Below are 15,712 nucleotides of genomic sequence, written 5' to 3'. Positions count from 1 at the left end.
GCCAGCCGGGCTCCCTTCCACATCTCCTGGCCGATGGTGGTAAGCTGCATTCGTGGGGACCTCCTTCATGTTGGAGTGGTCCCCACATTTTAGTTGGGGCAGTCTCACATGTGTTTGTCCGAGCACAGGTGCCCCTTCCTCCACCTTCTGTACCAGGGCCCGCACCTCCCGGGCCCTCTCCTTGTCGGCCACGAGGACGGTGTCCCCAAGCTGGGCCACCACCAGCCCCGAAACCCCCAGGGTGGCCACCATGCCCCCTTGGGTGTAGACGATGCACCCCCGGGTGTCCAGGCCCACGTGCCGCCCCGAGCCCAGGACCACGTTTCCCTCCTCGTCGGGCTCCAGGATGCGCTCCAGGGCCCGCCAGGTGCCCACGTCGTCCCAGGGGAAGGCGGCGGGCACCACCCGGAAGGCCTCGGCCTTCTCCATGACCCCGTAGTCGATGGAGACCTTGGGGAGGTTCGGGTAGACGGCCTCGGGTGGGGCGCCCTCCAGGAGAGCGGAGAGGGCCTCCCCGTGGGAGGGGAGGTGGCGCCGGAAGAGCCCGGCCATGGTGGAGGGGCGGAAGGCGAAGACCCCCCCGTTCCAGAGGTAGCCCTCCCGGAGGTACTCCAGGGCCCGGGCGTAGCTGGGCTTCTCCACGAAGGCCACCCCGCGGTACCAGCGCCCCTCCCAGGGGCCTAGGCGGATGTAGCCGTACTCCGTTTCCGGCCGGGTGGGGCGGATCCCCAAGGTGACCACCCACCCCTCCTCCGCGGCCTCCAACATGGCCATCAGGGCCTCCCGGAAGGCCGCCTCGTCCCCCACGTAGTGGTCTGCGGGCAGGGCGAGGACCGCCTCCGCCCCCTCCCGCATGGCCTGGGCTAGGCCCAGGAGGATGGCCCCCGCGGTGTCCCGCCCCTCGGGCTCCAGGAGGAGGCGGGCCCTATGGGCGTAGGGCAAGGCCGCCTCCCGGTGGGCCTCCCTCAGGATGAGGAGGGTCCTCTCCGGGGGAAAGAGGGGGGCGATGCGCTCCAGGGTGGCCTCGAGGAGGGTCCTTCCCCCAAAGAGGGGGAGGAAGGGCTTGGGCCGGTGGGGCTGGGAGAGGGGCCAAAGCCGCTCCCCCCGCCCCCCGGCGAGGACCAGGGCGTAGGCCTTCATCCCATCACCGCCTTTCGGTAAAGGGCAAGGTACTCCTCCGCCATCCTTCTCCGGGAAAAACGGCCCTCGGCGTAGGCGCGGATGGCCTTGCGGTCCAGACGGCCCAGGACCTCCAGGGCTTCCAGGCCTTCCTCCCAGCTTTCCACGAAGAACCCGGTCTCCCCGGGGCGCACGGTTTCCGGCAGGGCCCCAAGGGGCCGGGCCAGGACGGGCACCCCGCTCATCATGGCCTCCACGGGGGCGAGGCCGAAGGGCTCGGGGAAGTTGACCAGGTGGACTAGGGCGATGGCCCCGTCCAGGAGGGTCCTCCGCTCCTCAGGGGTTACGGGGCCCAGGAAGTCCCGCCCTTCCCCGAGAAGGGGGGCCACCTCCTTCTGGAAGTAGGCCTCGTCCTGGATGGGCCCCGCGATCTTGAGGGGCAGGCCCGCCCGTTGGGCCAGGAGGAGGGCCTCCTTGATCCCCTTGTCGGGGTGGATGCGGGAGAGGACGAGGAGGTGCTTCCCCCCAGGCCCCACCCGGTAGCGGGCCGGGTCCACCCCATGGTGGACCACCCCGAGGTAGGGGAGGGTGGGGTCCAGGTCCGCCTGGGAGATGGCCACGTAGTGCACGTGGGGCAGGCCGGCGTAGCGGCGGTAAACCTTCTTGATCTTCTCGCTGGAGAAGCCGTGGATGGTGGTGAGGAGGGGGGTTTGCAGGAAGGGGGCGAAGTAGAGGGGCATGAAATCGTAGTGGCTGTGCACGAGGTCAAACTCCCCCGCCTCCTCCATGGCCCGGGCGATGTGGAGGAACTCCTCCACTTTCCAGTCCGCCTCCGGGTCCTCCCAAAGGGGCCTGGGGGTGGTGCAGCGCAAGGGGGCCCGGGTCTCGGCGTCGCAGGTGGCGTAGAGGGTGACCTCCACCCCTAGGTCCAAAAGGGCCTCCGTGAGGTCGTAGACCACCTGCTCCCAGGGGCCGTAGCGCCTCGGGGGGACCCGCCAGGCGATGGGGGCCAGCATGGCCACCCTCACGGCCCCACCTCCGGGAAGGGGCCCTGAACCAGGGCCTGCCAGGCGAGGAGGTAGGAGAGGAGGGCCTCCGCCCCGCGGTTATGGTTAGGGCCCTTGGGCGTAAGGCCGTCCATGGGCCCAAAGGCGTCCACCAGGGGGGCCTTGAGGCGGTTCCTGCCGTGGAACCAGAGGAAGGCCAGCTCCGCCTTGGCCCGCTCCCCTAGCCTCAGGTAAAAGCTCACCGCCGCCTTGGCCTCGATGGGCTGCTGGTCAAAGGGGGGCTTGGCCTCGCCGGGCCGCAGGAAGGCGTTCCCTAGGGGTCAAAGAAGGGCCCCTCTGGATCCTCCTGAAAGTAAAGCTGGTCCAGGAAACCCTTGGCGCGTAGGGCCAGGGTCTGCGCCTCGCCGTCCCCGAAGGCCTGGGCGTAGGCCCAAAGGGCCTCCACCGGCCGGTGGTTGGCGTAGATGAGGGGCCCGGGGAAGGGCCAGGCCGCCTCCGCCTCCCGGAAGGCCCTGAGGAGGCGCTGGCCCAGGAGATGGGCGAGCTCGCGGGCTGGGGCGTCCCTTAGGGCCAAGAGGCCCAAGAGGGCGTAGGCCTGGGCCCGGGGCGCAGAAAGCCCCTCCACCGCCCGGTAGGCCTGCTCCAGGACGCTTCGGGCCGCCTCCTGCAGGTCGGGGAACCCTAGGCGCAGGCTGGCCGCGGCCAGGGCCCAGACCGCCCGGCCGGTGGGGTCTTCCACCTCCCCCTCGTCCTCGTGGCGGCCCTCGAGGCTCAGGTCATTCCGGAAGCGGCCGTCCTCCCGCTGCATGTAGGCCAGGAAGGCCAGGTAGGTCTGGGCCAGGGCCCGGTCCTGGGCCCCGGGGGGGAGGAGGGCCCGGGCGTTGTCGTCCGTGGTGTAGCCCTCTCCAAGGAGGGGAAGCCCCCCTCGGGCGTGCTCCAGGAGGCCCCAGCCCTTCGTCCGGGCCCTAAGCCACTCCAAGCCGAACACCGCCCACCTCCAGGAGGAGGTCGCGGTAAGCCCGGCCCACCCGGGGCCAGGTGAAGCGCCGCGCGTAGGCGTAGGCCCGCTCCTCCATGGCCATGAGGCGTCCGGGGTTTTCTGAAAGCTCCAGGATGGCCTGGGCCCAGGCCCCAGGGTCTTGGGGGAGGAGGAGGCCCCGCTCCTCGGAGAGGGCCTGGCGGGCGTGGCGGAAGGGGGTGGCGAGGACCACCTTGCCAAGCCCCAGGGCGTAGGAGAGGGTGCCGGAGGCGATCTGCTCCAGGTTGGGATAGGGGAGAAGGAAGAGGTCCGCCGCCCCCACCAGCTGGTAAAGCTCCTCCTCCGAAAGGTACCCCTCCCTTAGGAGGAAGGCCTCCCCCACCCCAAGCTCCCGGGCCAGCCCCTCTAGGGCCTCGAGGTAGCGCCGGCCCTCCCGCCGCTCCAGGTTGGGGTGGAGCCGCCCCGCCACCAGGTAGCGCACCCTAGGGTTTTGAGCCCGCACCTGGGCCAGGGCCTTCAGGGCCAGCTCCAGGCCCTTCCCCGGCCCCAGGAGGCCGTGGGTGAGGAGGAGGAAGTGGCCCTCGAGACCCAGGGCCCGCTTCAGGGCCTCCTTCTTGGGGCGGGGCAGGTCCGGCATCCCGTGGGGGATGTAGGCCACGGGGGTCCGCACCCCAAAACGCCTCAGGAGGCGCTCCCCCTCCGGGTGAAGGGTGACCAGGGCCTGGGCCCGCTCCCCTAGGGCCCGGAGGAGGGCCTGCATGTAGGCCACGTCCTCGGGGGTGAGCCCGGGGGGCGGGTTCTCCAGGAGGGTGTGCAGGACCACCACCTTAGGTCCCTTCCCCTCCAGGAGGTCCAAGGCCCACTCCCCCCAGCGGCCCCCGTAGAGCCCGTACTCGTGCTGGAGCACGGCTGCCCCCTTGAGGCCTTGGGCCAGGGCGCGGTAGGCGGCCCGCTCCCCCTTGGGGATGGCCCGGACGACCTCGGGAGGAAAGGGGAGGTGGAGGTCCTCCGCCTCGGCCACCACCGTCACCTGGACCTCCAACCCCGCCTCGAGGAGGGCCCTATGGAGGTCGCGGTTGAAGGTGGCGATGCCGCAGTGGATGGGCGGATAGGTTCCGATCAGCGTGACCACGATTCCACCTCCTGCCCCCTCAGGGGCTACGCTAGCCGTGCTTATTATAGCACAAATCCACAGAAAACCTTTCAAAAAATCTGCTTTTATCAATAGAAGAGAACCTGACTTAAACACCGCTCCCCCCTTGGGAGCCCTGTGCTGGGCAGGCCGGGACATTTGTCCCTTGACCTTCGGTGTAGTGTACCCCTGAGCGATAAGCCAACAGGGGTCTACGGCCATGGGCTCGCGGAATCAGCTTATGAGACGCCCACCCCTCCTTGATTGAACCCTGAAGGCCGTTCCCCTAGGCTTAGCCCCTAAGGCCGGAGGTGGCATGAGGCGAAGAAACCGCTGGGTCAGGACGCTTTTCTGGGGCTCGGTGATGGGGGTGTTCGCCCTCCTCCTGGTGGTCTTCTCCGGGGTGGCGGTGGGGGCTTTTGAGCAGCGCACCCGCCCGGTGGAGCAGCCCGTACCCTTCAGCCACGCCTTCCACGCGGGTGGCCTCGGTCTCTCCTGCCGCTACTGCCACCCCTCGGCCGAGCGCGCTCCCTACGCCGGCCTTCCCCCCACGGAGACCTGCATGACCTGCCACACCTTCATCAAGCCCGACAGCCCCAACCTAGCCCCCGTGCGCCAAAGCTGGGAGACGGGGGAGCCCCTAAAGTGGAACCGGGTCATCAACCTCCCGGACTTCGTCTACTTCCACCACGGGGCCCACGTGGCCAAGGGGGTGGGGTGCGCGGAGTGCCACGGCCGGGTGGACCAGATGCAGGTGGTCTACCAGCCCCAGGCCTTCACCATGAAGTTCTGCCTGGACTGCCACCGCAACCCACAATCGCGCCTGAGGCCCAAGGAGCAGGTCTTCAACATGGCCTACCAGCCGGACCCTGCCCTGGGCGAGAAGCTTAAGGAGGCCTACCGCATCCGGCCCGCCATGGAACTGGAAAGCTGCAACACCTGCCACCGCTAGGAGGAGGCATGAAGGGACGACGTGGGTTGGAAGAGGCGCTGGAAAATACCCTTTTTCGCGAGGAGTTTCCCTTCGGGGCCGTGACCCGGCGGGGCTTTCTGGCCCTAGGCCTGGCCTCCTTGGCGGCCTGTACCCCCAACGTGCGGCGCAAGGGGGTGCCCTTTGTGCGCCAGCCGGAGTGGGTGGTGGAGGGCGGGCGGGCGGAGTATGTGGCCGCCCCTGTCCACGCCGGGTTTGCCGAGCCGGTGTTGGTGCGCACCTACCAGGAACGGCCCCTCTTCATGGCCCCCCTAGGGGAGGCCATGAGCCCCTATCCTCTGGCCGGGCTCTACGCCCTCTACGACCCCGCCCGCAAAGGGAAGGCCCCGGACTGGGAAGGCTTCTTCGCCGCTTGGCGGGAGGCTTTGGCCGAGGGGGAGACCCTCCTTGTCCTCCCCCGGGTGACCTCCCCCCGCCTCGAGGCCCTTCTGGACCGCGTCCAGGCCCGCTTCCCTAACCTCAAGCCCCTCTACTTCGAGGCCTGGAGCCTGGAGAACGTCTACCTGGGAGCGGAGCTCCTCTTTGGGCGGCGGGCCTGGCCCGTCTACCGTCCTGCGGAGGCGGAGACCGTCCTCCTTTTGGACCTGGACCTCCACGAGCATCCCGCGGGCTACGCCCTCTGGGCCGCCCTTGCCAAGCGGCGGGTCCCCCCCATGAACCGCATCTACGCGGTGGAAAGCGGGGCGGGCCTCCTTGGGACCATGGCCGACCACCGCCTGGCCCTGAAGCCCTCTGGGGTGGAGGCCTTCCTCCGGGCCCTGGCCCAGGCCCTGGGGGTCCTTTCCGGCGAGCCCCCTTCGGACTACGGGGGTTTCCTCCCCGCCCTGGTGGAGGACCTAAAGCGGGGTGGGCTCCTCCTGCCCGGCGTGCACCTTTCCCCCGGGGCCCAGGCCCTGGCCATGGCGGTGAACGCGCGCCTAGGGGCCCCCGTGGTCTACGTGGAGCCCCCGGAGCGGGTGGCGGCCACCCCTGGGGCCTGGGTGGAGGTCCAGGAGGCCCCCCGGGTGGTCTGGGCTGCGGAGGGGCCAGAGCCGGACCTCCAGGGCAAAGCCTTCGCTGCCCGTCTAAGCCTCTACCCCCGCTCTGCCCCCTACAGCCTCCCCTTGGCCCACCCCTTGGAGGCCACCCAGCAGGCCCGGGACGCCTTTGGGCGGCTTTGGCTCTCCCAGGCCCTGTTGGTGCCCCTCTGGGGGGGTAAAAGCCTGGAGGAGGTCCTGGCGGGGCTTCTTGGGGAGGAGCTTCCCGCCTACACCCCGGAGGAGAAGCGGGCCCTGGCCGAGGGCCGGCCCCTGGAGGAGGCCGCCCCTCTTGCCCTTAGCCCCAGGCCGGGCCTCGAGGGCCGCCTGCCCCCGCCCTTGGAGGAAGCCCCCCTGGAGCTCACCCTGAGGCCGGACTCGGGCCTTTATGATGGCCGCTACCGGGAAAACCCCTACCTCCAGGAGCTCCCCCGCCCCCTCACCCGCCTGGTCTGGGACGGGGCCCTGCTCCTCTCGGAGAAGGAGGCGGAGGGCTTGGGCCTCTTGGAACTGGTGCGGGCGCGGGAGCGGAAGGGGGATGGGCGCCGGCCCCTTCTCAGGGTGAAGGCCGGGGAGAAGGAAGGCCTCCTCCCCCTCTGGCTGGAGCCTACCCTTCCCGCGGGGAGCGCGGTGGCCTCCCTGGCCCACCTCTTCCTTCCCGGAGTGGGGCCCTACGAGGCCAGCCTGGAGGCCACCGGCCGGGACTACCCCCTGGTCTCCACCCAGTACCACGGCCACCTGGGGGAGGCGGAAGCGGTCAAGGTCATGGGGGAGGCGGAGGCCCTTAAGGCCGAGCCCCACGGAGAGAAGCGCCTCTCCTTCTACCCCCCCTGGCCGGAGGGGACGCACGCCTGGGCCATGAGCGTGGACCTGAGCCGCTGCCTGGGGTGCGGGCTTTGCGTCCTCGCCTGCCAGGTGGAGAACAACATCCCCGCCGTGGGCAAAGAGGAGGTGGCCAAGGGGCGGGAGATGCACTGGATCCGCATAGACCGCTACTACACGGAGGAAGGGGTCCTCCACCAGCCCGTGATGTGCCAGCACTGCGAGAAGGCCCCCTGCGAGGCGGTCTGCCCTGTGGCGGCCACGGAGCACTCCCCCGAGGGCCTCAACCTCATGGTCTACAACCGCTGCGTGGGCACCAAGTACTGCTCGGGCAACTGCCCCTATAAGGCCCGGCGCTTCAACTTCTTCCCCTACGGAGAGGCCTTCATCGGCAAGGGGGACCCCCGCAAGGCCAAGGAAAGCCCCCTCGCCCTCCTCATGAACCCCGAGGTCACGGTGCGGAGCCGGGGGGTGATGGAAAAGTGCACCTACTGCGTCCAGCGCATTGAGCTCGCCCGGGCCCAGGCGGCGGTGGAGGGCCGGCCCCTTCGCACCGGGGAGATCCGCACCGCCTGCCAGGAGGTCTGCCCGGGGCAGGCCATCCACTTCGGCGACCTCAAGGACCCGGAAGATCCCATCCAGGCCCATAGAAAGGAGGGCCGCCACTACTTCCTCCTGGAGGAGGCCAACACCTGGCCCCGCACCGGCTACCTGGCCCACCTGAAGAACAAAAACCCCAAGCTGGAGGCGAACCATGGCTAAGGAACCGCACCCCGACCGCGACCTCATCCAGGGGGAATGGACGGAGAGGAGTCTAGTGGAAAAGCTCCTGGAGCCGGTGGAGAAGCCCCCGCCCAGGCCCTGGAAGGTGGTCCTGGCCGTGGGGGCGGCCCTCACCCTGGCCTGGCTGTACGCCCTCTTCATCACCCTTGTCCGGGGTCTTGGGACCTGGGGCATCAACCAGCCGGTGGCCTGGGGGTTTGACATCGTCCACTTCGTGTGGTGGATCGGCATCGGCCACGCGGGGACCCTCATCAGCGCCATCCTGGTCCTCATGCGCCAGAACTGGCGGGATTCCTTAAACCGGGTCACGGAGGCCATGACCCTCTTTGCCGTGCTCTGTGCGGCCACCTACCCTCTCATCCACATGGGCCGGCCCCAGCTCTTCTACTGGGTCATGCCCTACCCCACCCACATGGCTCTCTGGCCCCAGTACAAAAGCCCCCTCTCCTGGGACGTCCTGGCCATCATGACCTACCTCACCATCTCCACCCTTTTCCTCTACTTGGGCCTCATCCCCGACCTGGCCCTCCTCAGGGAAAGGAGCCAGGGTTGGCGCCGGAGGCTTTACGGTTGGCTTTCTTTGGGGTGGACGGGGAACGCGGTGCACTGGCAGCGGTACCGGGCGGTCTACGTCCTCCTGGCGGGCCTCGCCACCCCGGTGGTCATCAGCGTGCACTCCGTGGTGAGCATGGACTTCGCCTACGGCCTTGTTCCGGGCTGGCACCTCACGGTCTTCCCGCCCTTCTTCGCCGCGGGGGCCATCTACTCGGGCTTCGCCATGGCCCTCACCCTCATCATCCCCTTGAGGAAGTGGTACCGGCTGGAAGGGGTGATCACCGAGCGGCACCTGGACTGGATGGCCAAGGTGACCCTGGCCTCGGGGCTCGGGGTGGCCTACATCTACCTCCTGGAGATCTTCATCGCCTGGTACTCCGCCGACCCCGCGGAGTGGGCCCAGCAGCTTTGGCGTATGACGGGGCCCTACGCCCCCTACTACTGGGCCATGATGTTCATCAACGTGGTCCTGCTCCAGACCCTCTGGTTCCCCCGCTTCCGCCATAACCTCACCTGGCTTTTCCTCTTTTCCATCCTGGCCAACGTGGGCATGTGGCTGGAGCGGTTCGTCATCGTGGTCATCAGCCTCTCCCGGGACTTCCTCCCGGGAAGCGCCCAGCTCTACTTCCCCACCTGGGTGGACTGGACGCTTTTCCTCGGTACCATTGGGTTCTTCCTCTTTGGCCTTGGCCTCTTCATCCGCATCTTCCCCCCCATCGCCGTGGCGGAGATGGTGCACCTCTTCCACAAGCTCAGGCACTAGGAGGGGCGTATGCTTTACGGACTCATGGCCTACTTTGACTCCCCGGAAGGGCTCTTGCAGGCCTTGAAGGCCCTGAAGGGAGCGGGGTACCGGCGCCTCGAGGCCCTGACCCCCAACCCCGTGGAAGGGGTGGAGGAGGTCCTGGGGGGGGATGGGCGCATCCCCTGGATCGCCTTCCTCCTAGGGGTCTTGGGGGCGGGCCTGGGGCTTTTCCTCCAGGTCTACACCACCCTGGACTACCCCCATAACGCTGGGAGCAAGCCCCTTCTGGGCTGGCCAGCCTTTATCCCCGTGACCTTTGAGCTCACCATCCTCACCATCACCGTGGGCATCTTCCTCGTTCTCCTCTACTTAAACGGCCTCCCCCTGGCGGACCACCCCGCGGTGCGGGCCAAGGCCTACCCGCGGGTCCTTTTGGACGAGTACGGGATCTTTGTCTACGCCTCCGACCCCCGGTTTGACCTCGAGCGCACCCGGGCGGAGCTTCTGGCCCTGGGGGCCGAGGTGGAGGAGGTGCGGCGTGATTAGGTTTTTGCCCCTGGTCCTCCTCCTTTCCGCCTGCGGCTGGATGTGGGACCAGCCCAAGGTGAAGGCGTTCCGGGAGGCCCCCTTGGAGGTGGCCCTCCCCGAAGAGCGCATCCGCTTTGGTGACAACCTGGACCTCACCGCCCGTACCGGCCTTAAGCCTGAGGGGGGGTTTGCGGAAAGCCCTTACCTCTTCGCCGAGGCGGAGCTTCTCCGGGGTAAGACCCTCTACCGAAGCTTCTGTGCCATCTGCCACGGGCTTACCGGGGAGGGGGATGGCCGGATCATCCCCTTGGGGATGCCCAAGCCCCGCTCCTTCCTGGACCCGGCGGTGCGGGTTCAGCCGGAAGGCTACTTCTACTTCGCCGCCACCAACGGCTTTGGCCGGATGCTCTCCTATAGGGGCCGGATCCCCGAAAGGGAGCGCTGGCTCATCGCCCGCTACATCAAGCGCTGCCTCCTGGAGGAGGCATGCCCTTTGGAGGTGACCAATGCAGAGGTCTATTGAAGCGCGGCTGGGCCTTACGGGGCTTTTGGGCCTCGGCCTTTACGCCTTGGGCTTTTTCTCCCCCAAGGCGGCCTACTTTCCCTTTGCGGTCTTCCTCCTCCTCTCCCTGGGGGCTCTCTTGGTCCTCCTCCTGCATAACGCCCTCAAAAGCCGCTGGGGGATTCCCCTGGAGCCCTACCTTTACCCCTTGGCCCGGCTCCTACCCCTCATGGGGCTTTTGGGTCTGCCCTTCTTCCTCTTCCTCCCCGAGATTTTCCCCTGGGCCCGGCCCGGAGCGGAGCTGGACCCCATCCTGGTTCACCGGGCTCCCTACCTCAACGCCCCCTTCATGTTCCTCCGCTACCTGGCCTTCTTCCTCCTCTTCGCCTTCGTCCTGAGCCGCCTTAGGCCGGGGGAACACCGGGCCGAGGTGGGGGCCTGGGGGCTTCCCCTGGTCTTCGCCGCGGGGACCTTCCTCACCTACGACCTCTTCAAGGCCCTCGAGGCCCACTTCTACTCCGCCTCCTTCGGGGCCATCCTCCTCCTCTCCGCGGCCCTTTTCGCCCTGGCGGTGGCCGTGGCCCTAGCCGCAAGGCGGGGGGATGCCGCCCTCATGGGCCACGCCCAGAACCACACCAACCTCCTCTTGGCCCTCTCCATCATCTGGATCTACGTGGAGGCCACCACCCTCATCATCGTTTGGGGCGGAGACTTGCCCCACGAGGTGGAGTTCTACCTGAAGCGCCTCGAGGGCCCTTGGGACGAGGTGGCCGCCCTTTGGGCCGTGGGGGGGTTCTTCCTCCCTTTCCTCTACCTCCTTACCAACCTCCCCAAGCGAAGGGCCCGCTACCTCTTTCCCGTGGCCCTTTGGGTGGCCCTCTTCCGCCTCTTCCACCTGGCCTGGTACGTGCTCCCACCTTTGGGCGGGGTGGGGGCCTGGCTTCTCCTCCCCGCTATAGGCCTTGTCCTCCTCTTCCAGGCGCGCCTAGGCCCCAGACCCACCTGATCGGCCTCCTCCTGGGGCATTTGCACCTACTTTCACAAGAATCCCTGCCCTAACTTGGGGATAGGGGTACGTGGTAGGTGTACCCGGGAGGTGGAAGATGGCACGCAAGGTTCTGGTCCTAGGTGGCGGCTCGGGTGGCCTGGTGGCGGCCAACAAGGTGAAGAAGCTCTTGGGAGAGGAGGTGGAGGTCACCCTGGTGGACCGCAACACCCACCACGAGTTCATGCCCGCCTACCCCTGGGTGGCCTTCGGCTTGCGGGAGCCGGAGCAGGTCCGCCGCCCCCTGGCCAACCTGGAAAAGCGGGGGATCCGCTACCTCCAGGCCACGGTGGAGGCTCTGGACCCGGCCAACAACCGGGTGAAGACCAGTGCAGGGGAGCTTCCCTACGATTACCTGGTGGTCTCCTTGGGGGCCGAGCCCTTGCCTTCCCCCGCCCCCGACGGCCACGCCCCCTGGAGCCTAGCGGGGGCCCTTCGCCTGCGGGAGGCCCTGAAGGGCTTCCAGGGGGGCCGGGTGGTGGTGGGGGTTTCCTCCCCTTACTACCCTTGTCCCCCCGCGCCCTACGAGGTGGCGGGCCAGGTGGAGTTCGCCCTCAAGGTGAAGGGGATTCGGGGGAAGAGCACTGTGGACGTGTTCCACCTGAACCCCATGCCCCTGGCGGGAATGGGGCCTATCATCTCCGGCAAGGTGATGGAGATTCTGCGTTCTAAGGGCATCGCCTTCCACGGGGAGTTTGAGCCGGTGGCCTTTGAGGGGGGGAAGGTGAAGGCCAAGGACGGCAGGGAGCTTCCCTACGACCTCCTCATCCTCACCCCGCCCTTTGCCCCCAACCGGGTGGTGCGGGAAAGCCCCCTGGCGGGGCCGAACGGCTTCCCTGAGGTGGACCGGTCCACCTTCCGTTCCCCCAAGTACCCCAACGTTTTCGTCATCGGGGACACGGTGAACCCGGCCCTCATGCTGCCCCCGGCGGGGGTGGTGGCCCACTTCCAGGGGGAGTTCGTGGCTGGGGTCATCGCCTCGGACCTCAAGGGGGCCTACATCGGGGAGCCCTTCAACCCCGTGGCCATGTGCATCATGGACTTCGGCGACAACGCCCTCCTGCCCCAGTGCTCCTTTGAATGGGTGCTTTCGGGTACGGGCATGCCATCCTGCGGCGTGATGGCCGTGGGCAAGTGGGTGCGGGTAACCAAGATGCTCTTTGAGGGCTTCTGGTTCTCCACCCTCATTGAGTAGGAGGCGGCCATGACGGTAGAGGAACGGCTCAGCCGGATTGAGGAGGTTCTGGACAAAAGCGGCCTCGCCCTTTTGGCCCAGGTGGGGGTGGGGGAGACCCTTTTGGAGAACCTGGGCCTCCTCTTGGACCCCAAGAACCTCCAGCTGGTTTCCCTCCTGGCCCGCTTCCTGGACCAGGCGGAGGCCTTGGAGAAGCTGGCGGAGACCCTGGAGAAGCTGGAGCGCTCGGGGGCCCTAGCCTTCCTGGGCCACCTATCGGAGAACTTCGGCGAGGGGCTGGGGATGCTCATGGAGCCCCAGGTGCTCCGCCTCCTCTCCCACGGGGCCAATGTGCTGGATATCCTCTCCCGCATTGAACCCGCGGCGGTGGGGATGATGGCTGGGGCTTTGCAGAAGGGGCTTTCCGAAACCTTTACCCCCGAGGTCATGCGGGACCCGCCCAGGGTGGGTCTGGCGGGGCTTTTGCGCCAGCTTTCCGACCCCGAGGTGCAAAAGGCCCTGGGCGTGCTCTTTCTCCTCCTTAAGGCCCTGGGCCGGGCCTTTGGCCACATGAACGAGGAGATGAAGGCCCTCGAGGCCCTCATGGCCAAGATAAAGCCCAAGGGCTAAGCACCACCCTGGAACAATCCCCATGGGCGCCCCCACCGAAGCTTTCGCATCGGTGGGGTACCTAAGCAAAGGTCACCCGGTTCCGCCCCGTCTCCTTGGCCCGGAGGAGAGCGAAGTCGGCCTTTAGGATCCACTCCTCCATCTCTTCCAGGCTTCCCGGTACCCTTCCCCCGGCCACCCCCGCGGAGAGGGTGAGGGGGTGGGGGATGGGGGGGATCCGCTCCCCCTGGAATCGGGCTCGGATCCGCTCCACCACCTCCCGGGCAGCCTCGAGGTCCGCCCCGTAGAGGACCAGAAGGAACTCCTCCCCCCCATACCGCACGGCCAGGTCCTCCCGGCGGACGCTGGCCCCGATGATGGCCCCAAGCCGCCTTAAAACCTCGTCCCCCACGGGGTGGCCGTGGATGTCGTTCACGCTTTTGAAGCGGTCTATGTCCAAAAAGGCCACGCTCACCGGGGCGGCGTAGCGCGAGGCCAGGGCCAGGAGCTTGGGAAGCTCCAACTCCAGGCCCCGGCGGTTCCAAAGTCCGGTGAGGGGGTCCTGGAGGGCCATGGCCCCCCACTCCATCTGCCGGAGCCCCTGGCGGATCCTCTCCCCGAGGAGGCTTAAAGCCCCGGGAAAGTCTTGGGCGGGGGGAGCGCGGAAGTAGAGGAAGGCCGTGTCCCCGTTCATGGGAATGGGCACCGCATGGGAGGTCCTTTCCCCCACCAGCCCCCGGCGGGCCCGCACCTCGAGGCCCACCGCCTCCGGCCAAAGCTCCTGGGCTGCCTTAAGGGCCTCCAGGAGGAGGGCTTCGGGGCTTAGGGTTTGGGTGACCCGGGGGCTTAGACGGGTCAGGTGTTCCAGGAACTGTCCCCAGCGTTCCTGCTTCTCGGCGATCCGCCTTCTTTCTAGGAAATCCGCGTAAAGGAGGCCAAGCCCTCCCACCAAGGTGCTGTAAAGGGCCAGAAGGCGAAGACCCGAGGGGCTCTGTTCCCCTAGCAGGGTGGCTGGCATGGCCCATAGCCCCAGGAAGACCAACCCTGGGCCTAGGAAACCCCTAAAGGCGAGGGGGCCGAAACCCAGGACCCAAAACAGGTAGCTCAGGGTCCAGAGGAGGTGCACCGGGTGGCCTAGGGGATACCCCCCTTGGGCCTCCAGGAGCACGTAGGCCAAATCGGCCACCAAGAAGAGCAAAAGCCCCACCAGGACCAAGGCTTCCTTGAAGTTTGAATTGTAGAGGAGCCGCTCCGCCCGGGGAAGGAAGAGGAGGAGGAGAAGGGCATCCCATAAAGCGTATACCCGGTCCACCCCGGCAGGAACCCCTAGCCCCCCGTACAGGCCGGCCAGGGCCAGAGGCAGGAGGGCCAGGGCGTAGCGGGGGGGCCTTCCTGGTAGGCGCAAAAGGCCCAGGGTAAAGAGGCCGTACCCCAGGAAGTAGGGGAGTTCCAAAAGGAAGTTTTCCCTTACCTCCCGTACTTCCTCCAGGCTCCATAGGAGATCCCCTGCCCCAAAGGCCAAAAGGGCCCCGCCCCAGATCCGTATCCCCCGGCGCCAGAGGTACCCCCCTGCAAAAAGGGCCACCAGGGGCTCCACCCAGAGCTCGCTATGAGGAGCAGTAAGCGGGAATAGGCCCAGGAATACCAGAAACGCCAATGAGGCTAAGATAAACCCCACGGCCTCAGTTTAGCCGAGGGCGGGTGCGAAGGGTGGGCGTTTAACCCCGGGCCAGGGCCTCGAGGGCCCCCCTTAGGGCCTCAATCCCCTTTAGGAACTCCTCCACCTCCACGTGCTCGTGGGGGGTGTGGTCCAGGGTGGAGTCCCCGGGCCCGTAGGCCACCATGGGCACCTGCCAGTGGGGGGCCAGGACGTTCATGTCGCTGGTGCCCGTCTTGTACTTGAAGACGGGCTTTCCTCCGGCTTGGCGGATCCCCCGCCTCAAGGCGCGGGTGAGGGGGGTGTCCTTGGGCCCCACGTAGGGCACCTCCCGCCCGAAGAACTCCAGCTCCAGCGTGGGGGGGGCGTAGGCCGTGAGGTGGCGGATGGCCTCCTCGGGGGGAAGCCTTGGGGGAAGCCTTAGGTCAAAGAACATCTCCGCCCTCTGCTTGAGCTCCGCCGGGTGGATGCGGAAATCCCGGAGGGTGTACTGCACCTGGTCAAAGGGCCTTTGCCCCACGTTCATGGCCTCGGCCCAGACCTTGATGGCCACGAAGTAGCTGATGAGCTCTTCCGCCGCGTTCGGCTCGTGGTGGGCGGAGTGGAAGTGGTCCTTCTCCCGCTTGACCCTGACGAGAAGCCTTCCCTTGTACCCCAGGGTGATCCCCTCCCAGCCCGAGGGCTCCCCGATGACCACATAGTCCGGCTTGAGCCTGGGGGCCACGAACCGCGCCCCCTTGGAGCTTGGGGCCTCCTCCTCCGTGGCCCCCACCAGGTGGACGGTGAGGCGCCTTCTCGCCTCTTCCGAGAGGCCGGCGGCGGCGAAGACCATGGCCACAAAGGGCCCCTTGGCGTCCACCGCCCCCCGGCCGAAGAGCTTCCCGTCCACAAGCCTAACCGGCACCTCCCCGGGCACGGTGTCGATGTGCCCCAGAAGGACCACCTGGATGGGGCCTTCCCCCACCCGGCCCCGGGCGTTGTCCGCCTCGTCCACGAAGGCCTCGAGGCCAAGCCGCCGCATCCCCTCCACCAGGTACTCCGCCACCAG

The 15,712-nt window shown here is 67.7% G+C and carries 15 protein-coding genes; 8 read left to right on the top strand and 7 right to left on the bottom strand.

Annotated features, from left to right (window positions below; genetic code table 11):
* The 5 genes from WKI94_RS08900 to WKI94_RS08880 all read right to left on the bottom strand — a co-directional run.
* Positions 1-1,140: sugar phosphate nucleotidyltransferase (locus tag WKI94_RS08900; protein ID WP_337845402.1), on the bottom strand; the 1,140-nt coding region annotated here is incomplete at its 3' end.
* Positions 1,137-2,147 carry a glycosyltransferase family 4 protein gene (locus WKI94_RS08895; RefSeq protein WP_337845401.1) on the bottom strand — a complete coding sequence of 337 codons (1,011 nt, stop codon included), beginning with the start codon at positions 2,145-2,147 and terminating at the stop codon, positions 1,137-1,139. The genes WKI94_RS08895 and WKI94_RS08900, both read right to left, overlap by 4 nt.
* Complete coding sequence (locus WKI94_RS08890; RefSeq protein WP_337845400.1) at positions 2,144-2,368, bottom strand: hypothetical protein; 225 nt, start codon at positions 2,366-2,368, stop codon at positions 2,144-2,146. The genes WKI94_RS08895 and WKI94_RS08890 overlap by 4 nt, the downstream gene beginning before the upstream one ends.
* Positions 2,369-2,439: 71 nt before the next feature.
* Complete coding sequence (locus tag WKI94_RS08885; protein WP_337845399.1) at positions 2,440-3,114, bottom strand: hypothetical protein; 675 nt, start codon at positions 3,112-3,114, stop codon at positions 2,440-2,442.
* Positions 3,092-4,237 carry a glycosyltransferase family 4 protein gene (locus tag WKI94_RS08880; protein WP_337845398.1) on the bottom strand — a complete coding sequence of 382 codons (1,146 nt, stop codon included), beginning with the start codon at positions 4,235-4,237 and terminating at the stop codon, positions 3,092-3,094. Before WKI94_RS08880 ends, WKI94_RS08885 begins: the two co-directional genes overlap by 23 nt.
* A gap of 316 nt (positions 4,238-4,553) precedes the next feature.
* Between WKI94_RS08880 and WKI94_RS08875 the strand changes: the two genes are divergently transcribed.
* From WKI94_RS08875 to WKI94_RS08840, 8 genes are all read left to right on the top strand, one after another.
* The gene (locus WKI94_RS08875; protein WP_337845397.1) at positions 4,554-5,189 is read left to right on the top strand and encodes a cytochrome c3 family protein; all 636 of its coding nucleotides are present in this window, start codon (positions 4,554-4,556) and stop codon (positions 5,187-5,189) included.
* An 8-nt stretch (positions 5,190-5,197) separates the two neighbouring features.
* Complete coding sequence (locus WKI94_RS08870) at positions 5,198-7,828, top strand: 4Fe-4S dicluster domain-containing protein (RefSeq protein ID WP_337845396.1); 2,631 nt, start codon at positions 5,198-5,200, stop codon at positions 7,826-7,828.
* On the top strand, positions 7,821-9,167 hold the full coding sequence (gene nrfD / locus WKI94_RS08865; RefSeq protein ID WP_337845395.1) for an NrfD/PsrC family molybdoenzyme membrane anchor subunit: 1,347 nt from the start codon (positions 7,821-7,823) through the stop codon (positions 9,165-9,167). Before WKI94_RS08870 ends, nrfD begins: the two co-directional genes overlap by 8 nt.
* A 9-nt stretch (positions 9,168-9,176) precedes the next feature.
* Positions 9,177-9,695 carry a DUF3341 domain-containing protein gene (locus WKI94_RS08860; protein ID WP_337845394.1) on the top strand — a complete coding sequence of 173 codons (519 nt, stop codon included), beginning with the start codon at positions 9,177-9,179 and terminating at the stop codon, positions 9,693-9,695.
* Positions 9,688-10,200 (top strand): cytochrome c, encoded by a 513-nt coding sequence (locus tag WKI94_RS08855; RefSeq protein WP_337845393.1) that lies wholly within the window; start codon positions 9,688-9,690, stop codon positions 10,198-10,200. The genes WKI94_RS08860 and WKI94_RS08855 overlap by 8 nt, the downstream gene beginning before the upstream one ends.
* On the top strand, positions 10,184-11,185 hold the full coding sequence (locus WKI94_RS08850) for a hypothetical protein (RefSeq protein ID WP_337845392.1): 1,002 nt from the start codon (positions 10,184-10,186) through the stop codon (positions 11,183-11,185). Before WKI94_RS08855 ends, WKI94_RS08850 begins: the two co-directional genes overlap by 17 nt.
* Positions 11,186-11,282: 97 nt before the next feature.
* Complete coding sequence (locus WKI94_RS08845) at positions 11,283-12,419, top strand: FAD-dependent oxidoreductase (RefSeq protein ID WP_337845391.1); 1,137 nt, start codon at positions 11,283-11,285, stop codon at positions 12,417-12,419.
* A 9-nt stretch (positions 12,420-12,428) separates the two neighbouring features.
* A complete protein-coding gene (locus WKI94_RS08840) occupies positions 12,429-13,028 on the top strand; it encodes a DUF1641 domain-containing protein (RefSeq protein WP_337845390.1) in 600 nt (199 codons plus the stop codon).
* A gap of 61 nt (positions 13,029-13,089) precedes the next feature.
* Here the strand turns inward: WKI94_RS08840 and WKI94_RS08835 are convergent, their stop codons facing one another.
* Together WKI94_RS08835 and WKI94_RS08830 are read right to left on the bottom strand one after the other, a co-directional pair.
* Positions 13,090-14,685 carry a GGDEF domain-containing protein gene (locus WKI94_RS08835; protein ID WP_337845389.1) on the bottom strand — a complete coding sequence of 532 codons (1,596 nt, stop codon included), beginning with the start codon at positions 14,683-14,685 and terminating at the stop codon, positions 13,090-13,092.
* 40 nt (positions 14,686-14,725) lie between these two features.
* On the bottom strand, positions 14,726-15,712 hold a 987-nt coding region (locus WKI94_RS08830; protein WP_337845388.1), incomplete at its 5' end, for a [LysW]-lysine hydrolase.

The organism is Thermus sp., from assembly GCF_037444525.1.
Taxonomy (GTDB): Bacteria; Deinococcota; Deinococci; order Deinococcales; family Thermaceae; genus Thermus.
The sequence above is the reverse complement of the archived record's forward strand: the minus strand, read 5'-3'. Positions and strand labels throughout refer to the sequence as shown.

Bases quoted from the DNA above. Each gene is read 5' to 3' on its own strand.
- WKI94_RS08875 (WP_337845397.1), top strand. From the start codon at position 4,554: ATGAGGCGAAGAAACCGCTGGGTCAGGACGCTTTTCTGGGGCTCGGTG.
- WKI94_RS08870 (WP_337845396.1), top strand. From the start codon at position 5,198: ATGAAGGGACGACGTGGGTTGGAAGAGGCGCTGGAAAATACCCTTTTT.
- nrfD (WP_337845395.1), top strand. From the start codon at position 7,821: ATGGCTAAGGAACCGCACCCCGACCGCGACCTCATCCAGGGGGAATGG.
- WKI94_RS08860 (WP_337845394.1), top strand. From the start codon at position 9,177: ATGCTTTACGGACTCATGGCCTACTTTGACTCCCCGGAAGGGCTCTTG.
- WKI94_RS08850 (WP_337845392.1), top strand. From the start codon at position 10,184: ATGCAGAGGTCTATTGAAGCGCGGCTGGGCCTTACGGGGCTTTTGGGC.
- WKI94_RS08845 (WP_337845391.1), top strand. From the start codon at position 11,283: ATGGCACGCAAGGTTCTGGTCCTAGGTGGCGGCTCGGGTGGCCTGGTG.
- WKI94_RS08840 (WP_337845390.1), top strand. From the start codon at position 12,429: ATGACGGTAGAGGAACGGCTCAGCCGGATTGAGGAGGTTCTGGACAAA.